This window comes from Streptomyces sp. NPDC031340 (assembly GCF_055569945.1).
Map to the genome: position 1 here is coordinate 134870 of NZ_JBVIIE010000012.1, position 13174 is coordinate 148043.

A 13174-nucleotide genomic window follows, 5' to 3' on the forward strand; every position below is an offset into this window, starting at 1 on the left:
CCACCGGGCTAGAACTCGTACGCCTCCACCTCGGCCAGGTAGCGTGCCCGGCGCTCCTCGTCGTCGTCCAGGAAGGACGCGAGGAAGGAGTTGCGGGCCAGTTCGCGCAGCTTCTCCTGCGGCAGGCCCAGGGTGGTGCGGACGGCGTCGAAGTTGTCGCCGGCGTAGCCGCCGAAGTAGGCCGGGTCGTCGGAGTTGACCGTGCACAGCAGGCCGGCGTCGAGCATGGCCGGCAGGGGGTGGTCGGCGAGGGTGTCCACGGTGCGCAGGCGGACGTTGGACAGCGGGCACAGGGTGAGCGGGACGCGGTCGCGCACCAGCCGCTCGACCAGCGCCGGGTCCTCCATGCAGCGCAGGCCGTGGTCGACGCGCTCCACGCCGAGCACGTCCAGCGCCTCGGTGATGTACTCCGGCGGTCCCTCCTCACCGGCGTGCGCGACGCGCCGCAGCCCCAGTTCGGCGGCGGCCCGGTACACCTCGCGGAACTTCGCCGGCGGGTGCCCGACCTCGGCGGAGTCCAGGCCGACGCCGGTGATCCGGTCGAGGTGGGGGCGGGCGGCCTCCAGGGTCTGCATGGCCGACTCGGCCGTCTCGTCGCGCAGGAAGCACATGATGAGCCGGGTCGACACGCCGTGCGCCGACTCGCCGGCGCCCAGCGCCCGCCACAGCCCCTCCACGACGGTGCCCATCTCCACGCCCCGGGCCAGGTGCGCCTGCGGGTCGAAGAAGATCTCCGCGTGCCGCACGCCCTGTGCCGCGGCGCGGGCCAGGTAGGCGTCGGCGAGGTCGGCGAAGTCCCGCTCGGTGCGCAGGACGGTCATGAGCTCGTAGTACAGGTTCAGGAAGGACTGCAGGTCCTGGAACCGGTACGCCTCGCGCAGTTCGCCGGTGTTCGCGTACGGCAGGTCGACGCCGTTGCGGGCGGCGAGCTCGAAGGCCAGCTCGGGCTCCAGGGTGCCTTCGATGTGAAGGTGCAGCTCTGCTTTCGGGAGGGGCATCAAAGCATCGTAAGGGTGCTTCATCTGCGCTTCGGAACCGGGACGCGCAGGAGATCGTGCGCCACCGTCAGTTCACCCTCGAAGCCGGCCTCGCGGGCCTGGCGTTCGAACTCCTCGGGTTCCGTGTAGCGCTGGCTGAAATGGGTGAGCACGAGGTGGCGCACCCCCGCGTCCCGCGCCACCCGGGCCGCCTGCCCGGCGGTCAGATGGCCGTGCTCGGCGGCGAGGGCGGTGTCCTCGTCGAGGAACGTCGACTCGATGACGAGCAGGTCGCACCCCTCGGCCAGGGCGGGCACGCCGTCGCACAGCCGGGTGTCCATGACGAACGCGAACCGCTGTCCGCGCCGCGTCTCGCTGACGTCCTCGACGCGGACGCCGTCGAGCACGCCTTCGCGCTGGAGGCGGCCGACGTCCGGGCCCTTGATGCCGTGCGCGGCCAGCCGGTCGGGCAGCATGCGGCGCGCGTCGGGCTCGACGAGCCGGTAGCCGTAGGACTCGACGGGGTGCGACAGCCTGCGGGCCTCGAGCGTGTACGCCGGTGTCGTCGCGAGGACGCCGTCCGCGTCCACGGGGGCCTCGGTCAGGGCGACGGTCTCGCGGTAGGCGGTGGCGTACCGCAGCCGGTCGAAGAAGCGTTGCCCGGAGCGCGGGTAGTGGGCAGTGATCCGGTGCGGGACCTTGTCGAGGTTGATCCGCTGGATGACGCCGGCCAGGCCGAGGGAGTGGTCGCCGTGGAAGTGCGTGACGCAGATCCGGTTCAGGTCGTGCGCCGCGACCCCGGCGCGCAGCATCTGGCGCTGGGTGCCCTCACCGGGGTCGAACAGGAGGCCCTCGCCGTCCCACCGCAGCAGGTAGCCGTTGTGGTTGCGGTGCCGGGTCGGGACCTGGCTCGCGGTGCCGAGGACCACCAGTTCACGGACGGACACGGCGCCTCACCCGGGCGGCCACTGCAGGCCACGGCCGCCGAGAACGTGGGCGTGGGCGTGCCAGACGGTCTGGCCGGCCCCGCTGCCGGTGTTGAAGACGACGCGGTAGCTGTCCAGCTTCTCCTCGTCGGCGACGGCCTGGGTCTCGCGCAGCACGTCCGCGGCGAGCTGCGGCGCACCGGCGGCGAGCGCGGCGGCGTCCCGGTAGTGCGCCTTGGGGATCACCAGGACGTGCGTGGGGGCCTGCGGGTTTATGTCCCGGAAGGCGACGGTCGTCTCCGTCTCGCGGACGACGGTCGACGGGACGGTCCCCGCGACGATCTTGCAGAACAGGCAGTCGTCCTGCGGCTCCCCTGCCATGGTCCCTCCGAGTGTCGGCGGCGCTTTACGTGAGGCATCGTATCGTCGCCCGCTGCGGGTGATCCGGGGCCCGTCGGGCGGTCGCCGCACCGTCAGGTCGGCAGGGCGGGCGGGGTCTTCGCCGGGCTGGTGTCCAGCGCCTGGAGCGCCGTCCGGATCGCCTCGTCGAGCTGGGCGTCCCGGCCCTCCTGCCAGTCCTGCGGGCGCTGCACCACCTCGATGTCGGGGTCGACGCCGCGGTTCTCCACCGACCAGTCGTAGCCCTCCAGCCACATCGCGTACTTGGGCTGCGTGATCAGTGTGCCGTCGACCAGCCGGTAGCGGCTGTCGATGCCGATGACGCCGCCCCAGGTGCGGGTGCCGACCACCGGGCCGATGCCGAGCGCCTTGATCGCCGCGTTGACGATGTCGCCGTCGGAGCCGGACCACTCGTCGGCGACGGCGACGACCGGGCCGCGGGGCGCGTCCATGGGATAGCTGTAGGGCCGCATACCGCGTGGCACGCCCCAGCCGACGACGCGCCGGGCCAGCTTCTCGACGACCAGTTGGGAGGTGTGACCGCCGGCGTTCTCCCTGAGGTCCACCACGAGCCCCTCCCGGGCGACCTCGACCCGCAGGTCGCGGTGGATCTGCGCCCAGCCCGGGGCCATCATGTCGGGGACGTGGAGGTAGCCGAGGCGGCCGTCGGAGCGTTCGTGGACGTGGGCGCGGCGGCCGGCCACCCAGGCGTGGTAGCGCAGCGGCGTCTCGTCCGCGATCGGCACGACGACCGCGTGCCGCAGCTCGCCCCCGCCGGCCGGGGAGACGGTCAGCTCCACGGGCTTGCCCGCGGTGCCGACCAGCAGCGGGCCGGGGCCGGTGACCGGGTCCACCGGGCGGCCGGCGACCGCGACGATCGCGTCGCCCGCGCGGATCGCGACGCCGGGCGCGGCGAGCGGGGACCGGGCGTCCGGGTCGGAGGTCTCCGCGGGCAGGACGCGGTCGACGCGCCAACTGCCGTCCTCGTGCCGGGAGAGGTCCGCTCCGAGCAGCCCCTGGCGGGCGCCGCCCGAACCGCCGCGGGGCACGACGTAGGCGTGCGAGGTGCCGAGTTCGCCGTGCACCTCCCACAGCAGGTCCACCAGGTCGCTGTGGGTGGCAACGCGGTCCAGGACGGGCCGGTAGCGGTCGAGGACGCCGTCCCAGTCGACGCCGCCCATGTCCGGCCGCCAGAAGTGGTCCCGCATGACGCGGCCGGTCTCCTCGTACATCTGCCGCCACTCGGCGGCCGGGTCGACGGTCTGCCGGACCCGGGTGAGGTCGACGGTGACGTTGCTGTCGCTGTCCTCGTCGCCCGAGGCGCGCCGGTCGCTGGGCACGACCCGCAGGCGGTCGCCGGTCCACAGCAGGACCCGCTTGCCGTCCCCGCTGACCTCGAAGTCCTCGACGTCGGAGGCGAGGTGCTCGACGCGCTGCTGGAGCAGGTCGTAGCGCTCCAGGTCGCTGCCGGGGTCGGTGTCGTCGGGCGTGGCGCGGGAGGCGCCGAGGACGCCCTGCACCGGGTGGCGCAGCCACAGCACGCCGTCCTTCGCCGCGCGCAGGCCGGAGTAGCGGGCGGCCTCGACCGGGAAGGGCACGATGCGGTCGGCGAGGCCCTCGAGGTCTATGCGGGTGGCGGGGACGCCCTCGCTGTCGGGGGTCTCGTCCTTGTCGGGCGCGTCGAAGGGGCGGCCGTGCCGCTGCGGGCCGAACGGCGAGGGCGTGGTCGCGGCCAGGGTGATCAGGTATGGGCGGGAGCCGACCACGAACGCCAGGTCGAAGACGTGCTCGTCGTAGACGGGGTCGAAGGAGCGGCTGGAGAGGAAGACGAGGTGCCTGCCGTCGAGGGTGAACGCGGGGGCGTAGTCCTGGAAGCGCAGCGGGGTGGCCTCGGTGACCGACAGGTCGGCGGTGTTGGCGAGCTTGAGCTGGGACAGCGGGCGCGGGCCGGGGTGGGACCAGGCGAGCCACGCCGAGTCGGGCGAGAAGACCAGCCCGGACACCTCGCCGTCCGCGCTGCGGTCGACCTCGCGCACCTCGCCGCTGTCGCGTTCGACGATGAGCAGCCGTCCGTCGTGCGAGGCGACCGCGGCGCGGCTGCCGTCGGGCGCCATCGCGAGCTCCAGGACCCGGCCGAGCTGCCCGGCAGCGAGCCGGCGCGGGGTGGCGCCGGGCGCGAGGCCGGTGGCCGGGGCGAACTCGAGGGCGTCGTCGCCCTCGGCGTCCGTCACCCACACCGCCCATTCCTCGCCGTCGGTGCGGAAGGCGCGCGGCAGCCGGGCCCGTACGCCGGGTTCGGCGGCCAGCGCGCGGGCCGGGCCGGAGCGGTGGGTGACCCAGTGCACGGCGCCGCGCACGCAGACGGCGCTGCCGCGCGCGGTGTGGTCGGGGGCGGCGGACCGGAAGCTGCGGGCGGCGTTGACCGGGTACGGCTGCAGGTCGGTGCGCTGCCCGCCGAGGCGGATGTCGAGCCGGCGCGGCTCGGCGCCGTCGAGGTCGTCCAGGATCCACAGCTCGCCGGCGGAGCAGTAGACGACGCGGGTGCCGTCGCCGGAGGCGTGCCGGGCGTAGAAGCCGTGCTCGACGGGGGTGTGGCGGCGCAGGTCGGAGCCGTCGGCGAGCGAGGAGTACAGCGCCCCGACGCCTTCGTGGTCGGACAGGAAGGCGATGCGCTCCCCGGCCCACACGGGGCACTCGATGTTGCCGTCCAGGTCCTCGTGCAGCCGTACGAAGAGGCCGTCGCCGTCGCGGTCGATCCACAGCTTGCCGGCCGTGCCGCCGCGGTAGCGCTTCCAGCGGGCGGCCTCCAGGCCCATGGGCGCCGACAGCAGCACGGTGCTCGGCCCGTACGCGACGTCGCCGACCGGCCCGTACGGGAGCGTGGTGGCCGGTCCGCCGTCGAGCGGGATCGCGCGGGCCCAGGTGCGGCGCGCGCTCGCCTGTCCCTCGGCGCTGATCGCGAGGACCCGCCCGTCGGGTGTCCAGCCGCGCACGGCGGTCCAACTGCCCCAGTACGTCAGGCGGGTGGCGGGGCCGCCGTCGACCGGCGCGACGTGCACCTCGGGGGCGCCGTCGCGGGTGGAGGTCCAGGCGACGGTGGTGCCGTCGGGCGAGATGCGTGGCTGGCCGACCGGCATGTTGTCGGCGCTGACCCGCCACGCCCGGCCGCCGCCGAGGGGGGCGAGCCACACGTCGTCCTCGGCGGTGAACGCGACCGAATCGCCGTGCAGATGCGGGTGGCGGAGATACGCGGGCGCTGCGGGCTGTGTCACCCGATCACTCTATGCAGCCGCGGCGCCGTGCGACAGGGGGTCGTTGGGTCGTTGGATCACTCGGCCGGCGCGCCCCGCGGGCCGTCACTTGCCCTCGACCGGCCGGCACTGCGGGTCGCTCTCGCACCAGACGGTCCGGGTGACCGTTACGGTGGCGGTGGGCCCGGGCTGCCCGCCCGCGGGGTTGTTGCCGACCGGCGACGGGGTGGCGTCGCAGTTGCCGAGCCCGCTCACGTGGAAGCGCACCTTGCCGCCCACCTTGGCGGTGAGGTCGCCGCGCACGCAGGAGCCGTTCACGGCGCGGGTGACGGTGCCGGTGACGGTGATCTCCCGGCCGTCCTTGGTCTTGCCCTGGCAGTCGACGTTCGCGACGCCGGTCTCGCTCGCCGTGGGCGTGGAACTCTTGGAGTCATTGCCGTAGTTGGCCGTGCAGCTCAGCCACTGCACGTCGAGTTTCTGCCGCTCCAGCGCCTTGGTCGCCGTCTGGTCGGTGGTGTAGGCGACCGCGGCGGAGCTCAGTCCGCCCGGGTCGCACGCCACGATCCCGCCGACGACCGCCACCACGATCCCGGCCACGGCGGCCGCCCGCGACCCGCGTGGCCGGCGCCAGTCACGCCTCAACGCCCCCATGAAGGGCAGCCTGCCACCGACCGGGCCGGCGCGGTAGAGCGCATACGGCCACGAAAGCGCCCCCGGGCGGCTCTTGCGGGGCGCTCACGCGCCGTCCGGGACCGGCAGGGGGTCCAGCCGTCAGGTGCGCAGCAGGAGCCATTCCTGCAGTTCCACCATGTTGCCCTCGGGGTCCTTGAGATGGGCGACGCGCATGCGGTCCGTCATGGCGGCCGGGCCGTGCAGCAGGGTCGCTCCGCGGAGGGTGATCTGCTCGCAGTAGGCGTTCAGGTCGTCGACGCGCAGCACCACCAGGGAGCGGTGTCCGTTGGCGGGTCCGCCCAGTTCGCCGAGGATCTCCGCCATCATCGCCCGGTCCTGCAGGGCGATGCCCGCGGAGCCGGCGGCCGGGCTGAACTTCTCGTACGGTCCCCGGGTCGCCCCCGACTGCGGCTTCAGCCCGAGGACGTCGGCGTAGAAGCGGTAGCAGGCGGGGAAGTCGCTGACGAGGAGCCGGACTTGGGCGAGTTCCACGGGGTCTCCCTGGGGCTGTCGCGAGGGGGCGGTCAGGACCAGCGGCCGGTGCGGCCGAGGAGCAGGGCGGTCGCCGCGGTGCCGGCGGTGGAGGTGCGCAGCACGCTGCGGCCGAGCCGGTACGCCTTCGCCCCCGCCTGCTCGAACAGCGCCAACTCCTCGGGGGACACGCCCCCTTCGGGGCCGACGACCAGCACGATCCCGCCCTCGGCGGGGAGTTCGGCGGTGGCGAGCGGCTCGCTGGGGTAGGCGCGGTCCTCGTGCAGCACGGCGGCGAAGTCGGCTTCGGCGAGAAGTGCGGCGACCTGCTTGCTCGTCGCCGCGTCCGCGACCTCGGGGAAGCGGACCCGGCGGGACTGCTTGCCGGCCTCCCGGGCGGTCGCCCGCCACTTGGCGAGGGACTTCAGGCCCCGCTCGCCCTTCCACTGGGTGACGCAGCGGGAGGCCGTCCACGGCACGATCGCGTCGACGCCGGTCTCGGTCATCGTCTCCACGGCCAGCTCGCCCCGGTCGCCCTTGGGCAGGGCCTGCACGACGGTGATGCGGGGCTGTGCCGGGGGTTCCTCGCGGACGCTCCCGAGGGCCGTGACGACGAGACGGTCCTTGCCCTCGGCGGCCTTGACGACGCCCTCCGTCCAGTGTCCGCGGCCGTCGGTGAGGACGACCTCCTCGCCGGGCCGCAGCCGCTTCACGGAGACGGCGTGCCGTCCCTCCGGGCCGTCGAGGACGTACTCCCCGCCGCGGTGGTCCGGCAGGACCAGCGGATCGATCACGAACACCGGGGCCGTCATCGCACACCGCCTTCCGACAGCGTCGCTCTCGCTTCCTCGAGTTCGGCGGTCAGCACCTCCACCAGCTGTCCCGCGGACAGCTCCCGGGCCATCCGGTGGCCCTGTCCGGCCCACAGCGCCATGCCCTGCGCGTCGCCCGCCTTCGCCGCCGCCTTCCGCAGCGGCGCGGTGAGGTGGTGGACGTCGGGGTAGGCGGCGGGCGCGTACGGGCCGTGTTCCCGCAGGAAGCGGTTGACCAGGCCGCGGGCCGGGCGGCCGGAGAACGCGCGGGTCAGCTCGGTGCGGACGAACAGCGGGTTGGTCAGCGCCTGCTTGTGCACGGCGCTCGCGCCGGACTCCGGGGTGGCCAGGAACGCGGTGCCGAGCTGGGCGGCGCTCGCGCCGGCGGCGAGGACGGCGGCGATCTGGCTGCCGCGCATGATGCCGCCGGCGGCGACGACCGGGATGCTCACGGTCTCGCGGATCTGGGCGACCAGGGACAGCAGGCCGATGCCGGCGCGGTCGTTCTCCGGGACGTCGCGGTGGGTGCCCTGGTGGCCGCCGGCCTCGACGCCCTGGGCTATGACCGCGTCGGCGCCGGCCCGCTGCACGGCGAGGGCCTCCTCCGCGGTGGTCGCGGTGGCCAGAGTGAAGGTGCCGGCGCGGCGCAGAGCGTCGAGGACGTCGCGGGTGGGGACGCCGAAGTGGAAGGAGACCACCGGCACCGGGTTGTCGAGCAGCACGGCGAGCTTGGCGTCGTAGCCGTCGTCGCGGCCGCTGTCGGGGTCGCCGAGCTCGGTGTCGTACCAGCTCGCCTCGCCGGCCAGCTGGTGGGCGTAGAGCTCCACCGTGGCCGGGTCGGAGTGGTCGGGCTGCGGCATGAAGAGGTTCACGCCGAAGGGCCGGTCGGTGATGCTCCGCAGCTGCTTGATGTCCTGGTACATGCCGTCGGCGGTCTTGTACCCGGCGGCGAGGAAACCGAGCCCGCCGGCCGCGCTGACGGCGGCGGCGAGGTGGGGCACGGAGACGCCGCCCGCCATGGGGGCCTGCACGATCGGATGGGGGCAGAGATCGGTCAGTGCGGAGGACATGACGGCATGTTGTCACGTCCCGTGAACAAGTCCGAATCGGGACGGGCCCCTGGCCGGGGCCAGGGGCGTCCCGTGTCGTCAGCGCCCGTTGAAGGCGTCCTTGAGCCGGGAGAACAGGCCCTGCTGGCCCGGCTGGAACTGGCCCTGCGGGCGTTCCTCGCCGCGCAGCTTGGCGAGCTCGCGCAGCAGACGTTCCTGCTCGACGTCGAGCTTGGTGGGGGTCTGCACCTCGACGTGGACGATGAGGTCGCCCCGGCCGCCGCCGCGCAGATGCGTGACGCCCCGGCCGTGCAGCGGGATCGACTGGCCCGACTGGGTGCCCGGGCGGATGTCGACCTCCTCCAGGCCGTCGAGGGTCTCCAGCGGGACCTTGGTGCCGAGGGCGGCCGCGGTCATCGGGATGGTGACCGTGCAGTGCAGGTCGTCGCCGCGCCGCTGGAACATCGCGTGCGGCAGCTCGTGGATCTCGACGTACAGGTCGCCGGCCGGGCCGCCGCCGGGGCCGACCTCGCCCTCGCCCGCGAGCTGGATGCGGGTGCCGTTGTCGACGCCGGCCGGGATCTTGACGGTCAGGGTGCGGCGGGAGCGGATCCGGCCGTCGCCCGCGCACTCCGGGCAGGGGGTGGGCACGACCGTGCCGAAGCCCTGGCACTGCGGGCAGGGGCGCGAGGTCATGACCTGGCCCAGGAAGGACCGGGTGACCTGGGAGACCTCGCCGCGGCCGCGGCACATGTCGCAGGTCTGGGCGGAGGTGCCCGGCGCGGCGCCCTCACCGTTGCAGGTGGAGCAGACGATCGCCGTGTCGACCTGGATGTCCTTGGTGGTGCCGAAGGCCGCCTCGTCGAGGTCGATCTCCAGCCGGATCATCGCGTCCTGGCCGCGCCGGGTGCGCGAGCGCGGGCCGCGCTGGGACGCCGTACCGAAGAAGGCGTCCATGATGTCCGAGAAGTTCCCGAAGCCGCCCGCGCCGAAGCCCGCGCCGGCGCCGCCGGACTGCGAGAGCGGGTCGCCGCCGAGGTCGTAGACCTGCTTCTTCTGCGGGTCCGACAGCACCTCGTAGGCGGCGTTGATCTCCTTGAACCGCTCCTGGGTCTTCGGATCGGGGTTGACGTCCGGGTGCAGCTCGCGTGCGAGCCGCCGGAAGGCCTTCTTGATCTCTTCCTGCGACGCGTCGCGGCGCACGCCGAGAACGGCGTAGTAGTCCGTGGCCACTTACGACTCCGCCAGGATCTGTCCGACGTACCGTGCCACTGCGCGTACCGCTCCCATCGTTCCCGGGTAATCCATGCGGGTCGGTCCGACCACGCCGAGCTTGGCGACTGCCTCGCCGCCCGAACCGTAGCCGACCGAGACCACGGACGTGGAGTTGAGTCCTTCATAGGCGTTCTCGTGCCCGATGCGCACGGTCATGCCCGAATCGCCTGCCTCGCCCAGGAGTTTGAGGAGGACGACCTGCTCCTCCAGGGCCTCCAGGACGGGCCGGATGGTGAGGGGGAAGTCGTGTCCGAAGCGGGTCAGATTGGCGGTGCCGCCGATCATCAGCCGCTCCTCGTTCTCCTCGACGAGCGTCTCCAGGAGGGTGGACAGGACCGTCGAGACGGTGCCGCGGTCCTCGACGTCGAAGCCCTCGGGGAGGTCTTCCACCAGCCGCGGGACGTCCGCGAACCGGCGGCCCGCGACCCGGCTGTTCAGCCGCGCCCGCAGGTCCGCGAGGGACGCCTCGCCGAACGGCGCCGGGCAGTCCACCATGCGCTGCTCGACCCGGCCGGTGTCGGTGATCAGCACGAGCATCACGCGCGCGGGGGCGAGCGACAGCAGTTCGACGTGCCGGACCGTGGACCGGGTGAGCGACGGGTACTGCACTACGGCGACCTGCCGGGTGAGCTGCGCGAGCAGCCGCACCGTGCGCGCCACGACGTCGTCGAGGTCGACGGCGCCGTCGAGGAAGTTCTGGATCGCGCGCCGCTCGGGCGGGGTCATCGGCTTGACGCCCGCGAGCTTGTCGACGAACAGCCGGTAGCCCTTGTCGGTGGGGATGCGCCCGGCGCTGGTGTGCGGCTGGGCGATGTACCCCTCGTCCTCGAGGGCCGCCATGTCGTTGCGCACGGTCGCCGGGGACACGCCGAGGTTGTGCCGCTCGGTCAGGGCCTTCGACCCGACCGGCTCCTCGGTGCCGACGTAGTCCTGGACGATGGCGCGCAACACCTGAAGCCGTCGTTCACTCAGCATGGCGCACACCTCCAGAAAGTCGTCCCCTGACGCCTGCCTGGCACTCTGCGCGTGCGAGTGCCAGCGTTCCCCGGCCCAGTGTACGGCGGTGGGGTACTGACTGGGCAAGGTCGGGCCTGCCGGGGCGGGTCCGTACGGCTAGCGTCGCGGTATGACGGTGACTTGGGAAGAGCTCGGGTGGGAGCGGCTGGCGGCCGGGGTCGGGCGGTGCCGGCTGCCGGGCTGGGACTGCACGGCCGGGCTGGTCGTCGGGGCGGACACGGCGCTGGTGGTCGACGCGGGGTCGAGCCTGGCGGAGGGGGCGCGGCTGCGGGCTCAGGCGCAGCGGCTGGCCGGTCGCCGTGTGACCCATCTCGCGCTCACCCACCCCCATTTCGACCATGTCTTCGGGGCGGCGGCGTTCGCGGGCGCGGAGGTGTTCGGGGCGGTGGGCGCCGAAGCGGTGTTCACCGGGCGGCACGGGCGCGAGGAACTGCGCGCGGACGCGGTGCGGTGCGGGCTGGACGCGCGGCTGGCCGAGGAGGCGGTGGACGCGCTCGCCGCGCCCCGCCATCACGTCAGCGGCGAGTGGACGCTCGACCTGGGCGGCGGCCGGCAGGTGCTGCTGGCGAACGTGGGTCCGGCGCACACCGCCCACGACCTGGTCGTGCTGGTGCCGGGCTCGCCGGAGGTGGTGTTCTGCGGGGACCTGGTCGAGGAGTCGGGCGAGCCGCAGGCGGGCCCGGACGCGGTGCCGTCGCGGTGGCCGGCCGCGCTGGACCGGCTGCTCGCCCTCGGTGGCGAGGACGCGCTGTACGTTCCCGGTCACGGTGCGGTGGTCGACGCGGCGTTCGTCCGGGCGCAGCGGGAGGCGCTGGCGGCCCGTTTCGGCGTGTCGCGGTGATCGGCGGGACGGTTCTCCTATCGTCGTTCGAATGCGCCAGTACTCTCCGGACCTGACCCCTCCGTGGAAGAAGCCGAAGCCCGTGCCGGAGGTGCCGGCGGAGCCGGGCCTGGTGGTGGAGGAGCCCGGGAGCGGCTTCTGCGGGGCGGTGATCCGCTGCGAGGCGGGCACGGTGACCCTGGAGGACCGCTTCGGCAAGCACCGGGTGTTCCCGCTGGAGCCGCGCGGGTTCCTGCTGGAGGGCCGCGTGGTGACCCTCGTCAGGCCGCCCTCCGCCCCGCTGCGGCCCACCCGTACGGCGTCCGGTTCGGTCGCCGTGCCCGGCGCACGCGCGCGCGTGGCCCGCGCCGGGCGCATCTACGTCGAGGGACGGCACGACGCGGAGCTGGTCGAGAAGGTGTGGGGCGACGACCTGCGCGTCGAGGGCGTGGTGGTGGAGTACCTGGAGGGCGTGGACGACCTGCCGTCGATCGTGGCCGGGTTCGCGCCGGGCCCGGACGCCCGGCTGGGCGTCCTGGTCGACCACCTGGTCCCCGGCTCGAAGGAGTGGCGGATCGCCGAGCAGGTGACCAGCGAGCACGCGCTGGTCGTCGGCCATCCGTACATCGACGTCTGGGAGGCGGTGAAACCGTCGTCCCTGGGCATCGCGGGCTGGCCGCGCGTCCCGCACGGGCAGGACTGGAAGACGGGCGTGTGCCGCGCGCTGGGCTGGCCGTCGGACAACACGGGCGCCGTGTGGCAGGCGATCCTGGCGCGGGTGACGTCCTACAAGGACCTGGAGCCGGAACTGCTGGGGCGGGTGGAGGAGCTGATCGACTTCGTCACGGCCCAGCCGTGAGCGGCGGCAGGGTGCCGAATCCGCCGGTGTCGAGGTCGACCCCCACGATCGGCAACGGCACCGGGTCGCCGAACTTGCGGGTGCGCTCGTACTGGTAGTCCGCCGCCAGGCCCCTCCCGGTCGGCTCCGCCAGCACCAGGCACTTGGCCCGGAAGGGATCGATGACCAGGTAGACCGGGATTCCGCCCGCGGCGTAGATCGACCGCTTCTCGACGTAGTCCCGGTGGACGCTGCTCTTGGAGACCACTTCGACCAGCATCGTCACGGCGTCCGCGGGGACCAGCCGGCCCGGGGTGTCGTCGGCGCCGATCTCCATGACCACGAGGTCCGGCTGGGGCTCGCTGTCCTCGTCCGGGAACGCGATGTCCTGCGTCTGCAGCCGCTCCCACCGCCCGGAGGGGATCTGGTCCTGCACCGACTGCACGATGCGGTTGTGGACCTTGTCGGGCACGGCCATCATCACGATTTCCCCCCGGATGAGCTCAGCCTTGAAGCCCTCGGGAACCTCCAGGTTCTCGAATGCCTCATGCACCCGGCGATCATCCACAGCGGTCATCTCCGTGGTCCTCCGCTCTCGCCGCCGCGTGTACGGCGGCAGCCTACGAACCAGGTTAGGGACCGGACCGGCGTTCCGCATTGATTCACC

General features: G+C 73.5%; 13 protein-coding genes. 2 read left to right on the forward strand and 11 right to left on the reverse strand.

Annotated elements, in window-relative coordinates; translation table 11 throughout:
- Positions 1-8: 8 nt before the first annotated feature.
- The 10 genes from ACZ5GT_RS11760 to hrcA form a co-directional block, all read right to left on the reverse strand.
- Positions 9-998, reverse strand: a complete 990-nt coding sequence (locus tag ACZ5GT_RS11760) for an adenosine deaminase (protein WP_469019376.1) — start codon at positions 996-998, stop codon at positions 9-11.
- A 20-nt stretch (positions 999-1018) separates the two neighbouring features.
- Positions 1019-1924 (reverse strand): ribonuclease Z, encoded by a 906-nt coding sequence (locus tag ACZ5GT_RS11765; RefSeq protein WP_469019379.1) that lies wholly within the window; start codon positions 1922-1924, stop codon positions 1019-1021.
- A gap of 6 nt (positions 1925-1930) precedes the next feature.
- On the reverse strand, positions 1931-2284 hold the full coding sequence (locus ACZ5GT_RS11770) for a histidine triad nucleotide-binding protein (RefSeq protein WP_324784312.1): 354 nt from the start codon (positions 2282-2284) through the stop codon (positions 1931-1933).
- A gap of 92 nt (positions 2285-2376) precedes the next feature.
- On the reverse strand, positions 2377-5574 hold the full coding sequence (locus ACZ5GT_RS11775; RefSeq protein ID WP_469019382.1) for a S41 family peptidase: 3198 nt from the start codon (positions 5572-5574) through the stop codon (positions 2377-2379).
- 84 nt (positions 5575-5658) lie between these two features.
- The gene (locus ACZ5GT_RS11780; protein WP_469019387.1) at positions 5659-6204 is read right to left on the reverse strand and encodes a hypothetical protein; all 546 of its coding nucleotides are present in this window, start codon (positions 6202-6204) and stop codon (positions 5659-5661) included.
- Positions 6205-6324: 120 nt separating this feature from the next.
- Positions 6325-6717 (reverse strand): VOC family protein, encoded by a 393-nt coding sequence (locus ACZ5GT_RS11785; RefSeq protein WP_469019391.1) that lies wholly within the window; start codon positions 6715-6717, stop codon positions 6325-6327.
- A 32-nt stretch (positions 6718-6749) separates the two neighbouring features.
- Positions 6750-7508, reverse strand: a complete 759-nt coding sequence (locus tag ACZ5GT_RS11790; RefSeq protein ID WP_469019394.1) for a 16S rRNA (uracil(1498)-N(3))-methyltransferase — start codon at positions 7506-7508, stop codon at positions 6750-6752.
- Positions 7505-8578 carry a nitronate monooxygenase gene (locus ACZ5GT_RS11795; RefSeq protein ID WP_469019397.1) on the reverse strand — a complete coding sequence of 358 codons (1074 nt, stop codon included), beginning with the start codon at positions 8576-8578 and terminating at the stop codon, positions 7505-7507. Before ACZ5GT_RS11795 ends, ACZ5GT_RS11790 begins: the two co-directional genes overlap by 4 nt.
- A 78-nt stretch (positions 8579-8656) precedes the next feature.
- A complete protein-coding gene (gene dnaJ, locus ACZ5GT_RS11800; protein ID WP_469019400.1) occupies positions 8657-9790 on the reverse strand; it encodes a molecular chaperone DnaJ in 1134 nt (377 codons plus the stop codon).
- Positions 9791-10807: a heat-inducible transcriptional repressor HrcA gene (gene hrcA / locus ACZ5GT_RS11805; RefSeq protein WP_469019405.1), complete on the reverse strand. Its 1017-nt coding sequence runs from the start codon at positions 10805-10807 to the stop codon at positions 9791-9793. It lies immediately after the preceding gene.
- Positions 10808-10958: 151 nt separating this feature from the next.
- On the opposite strand from hrcA, the gene ACZ5GT_RS11810 reads away from it, so the two are divergent.
- Positions 10959-11690, forward strand: coding sequence for an MBL fold metallo-hydrolase (locus ACZ5GT_RS11810; protein WP_469019411.1), 732 nt, complete (start codon positions 10959-10961; stop codon positions 11688-11690).
- 31 nt (positions 11691-11721) lie between these two features.
- Positions 11722-12528, forward strand: a complete 807-nt coding sequence (locus tag ACZ5GT_RS11815) for a DUF3097 domain-containing protein (protein ID WP_469019418.1) — start codon at positions 11722-11724, stop codon at positions 12526-12528.
- On the opposite strand, the gene ACZ5GT_RS11820 is transcribed toward ACZ5GT_RS11815, so the two are convergent.
- Positions 12512-13084, reverse strand: coding sequence for a Uma2 family endonuclease (locus tag ACZ5GT_RS11820; protein WP_469019425.1), 573 nt, complete (start codon positions 13082-13084; stop codon positions 12512-12514). The two genes, ACZ5GT_RS11815 and ACZ5GT_RS11820, sit on opposite strands and share 17 nt — an antisense overlap.
- Between the last annotated feature and the right edge of the window lie 90 nt (positions 13085-13174).

Excerpts from the sequence above, each read along its gene's own strand:
- ACZ5GT_RS11760 (WP_469019376.1), bottom strand. The coding sequence starts at position 998 with ATGCCCCTCCCGAAAGCAGAGCTGCACCTTCACATCGAAGGCACCCTG.
- ACZ5GT_RS11770 (WP_324784312.1), bottom strand. The coding sequence starts at position 2,284 with ATGGCAGGGGAGCCGCAGGACGACTGCCTGTTCTGCAAGATCGTCGCG.
- ACZ5GT_RS11780 (WP_469019387.1), bottom strand. The coding sequence starts at position 6,204 with ATGGGGGCGTTGAGGCGTGACTGGCGCCGGCCACGCGGGTCGCGGGCG.
- ACZ5GT_RS11790 (WP_469019394.1), bottom strand. The coding sequence starts at position 7,508 with ATGACGGCCCCGGTGTTCGTGATCGATCCGCTGGTCCTGCCGGACCAC.
- ACZ5GT_RS11795 (WP_469019397.1), bottom strand. The coding sequence starts at position 8,578 with ATGTCCTCCGCACTGACCGATCTCTGCCCCCATCCGATCGTGCAGGCC.
- hrcA (WP_469019405.1), bottom strand. The coding sequence starts at position 10,807 with ATGCTGAGTGAACGACGGCTTCAGGTGTTGCGCGCCATCGTCCAGGAC.
- ACZ5GT_RS11810 (WP_469019411.1), top strand. The coding sequence starts at position 10,959 with ATGACGGTGACTTGGGAAGAGCTCGGGTGGGAGCGGCTGGCGGCCGGG.
- ACZ5GT_RS11815 (WP_469019418.1), top strand. The coding sequence starts at position 11,722 with ATGCGCCAGTACTCTCCGGACCTGACCCCTCCGTGGAAGAAGCCGAAG.
- ACZ5GT_RS11820 (WP_469019425.1), bottom strand. The coding sequence starts at position 13,084 with ATGACCGCTGTGGATGATCGCCGGGTGCATGAGGCATTCGAGAACCTG.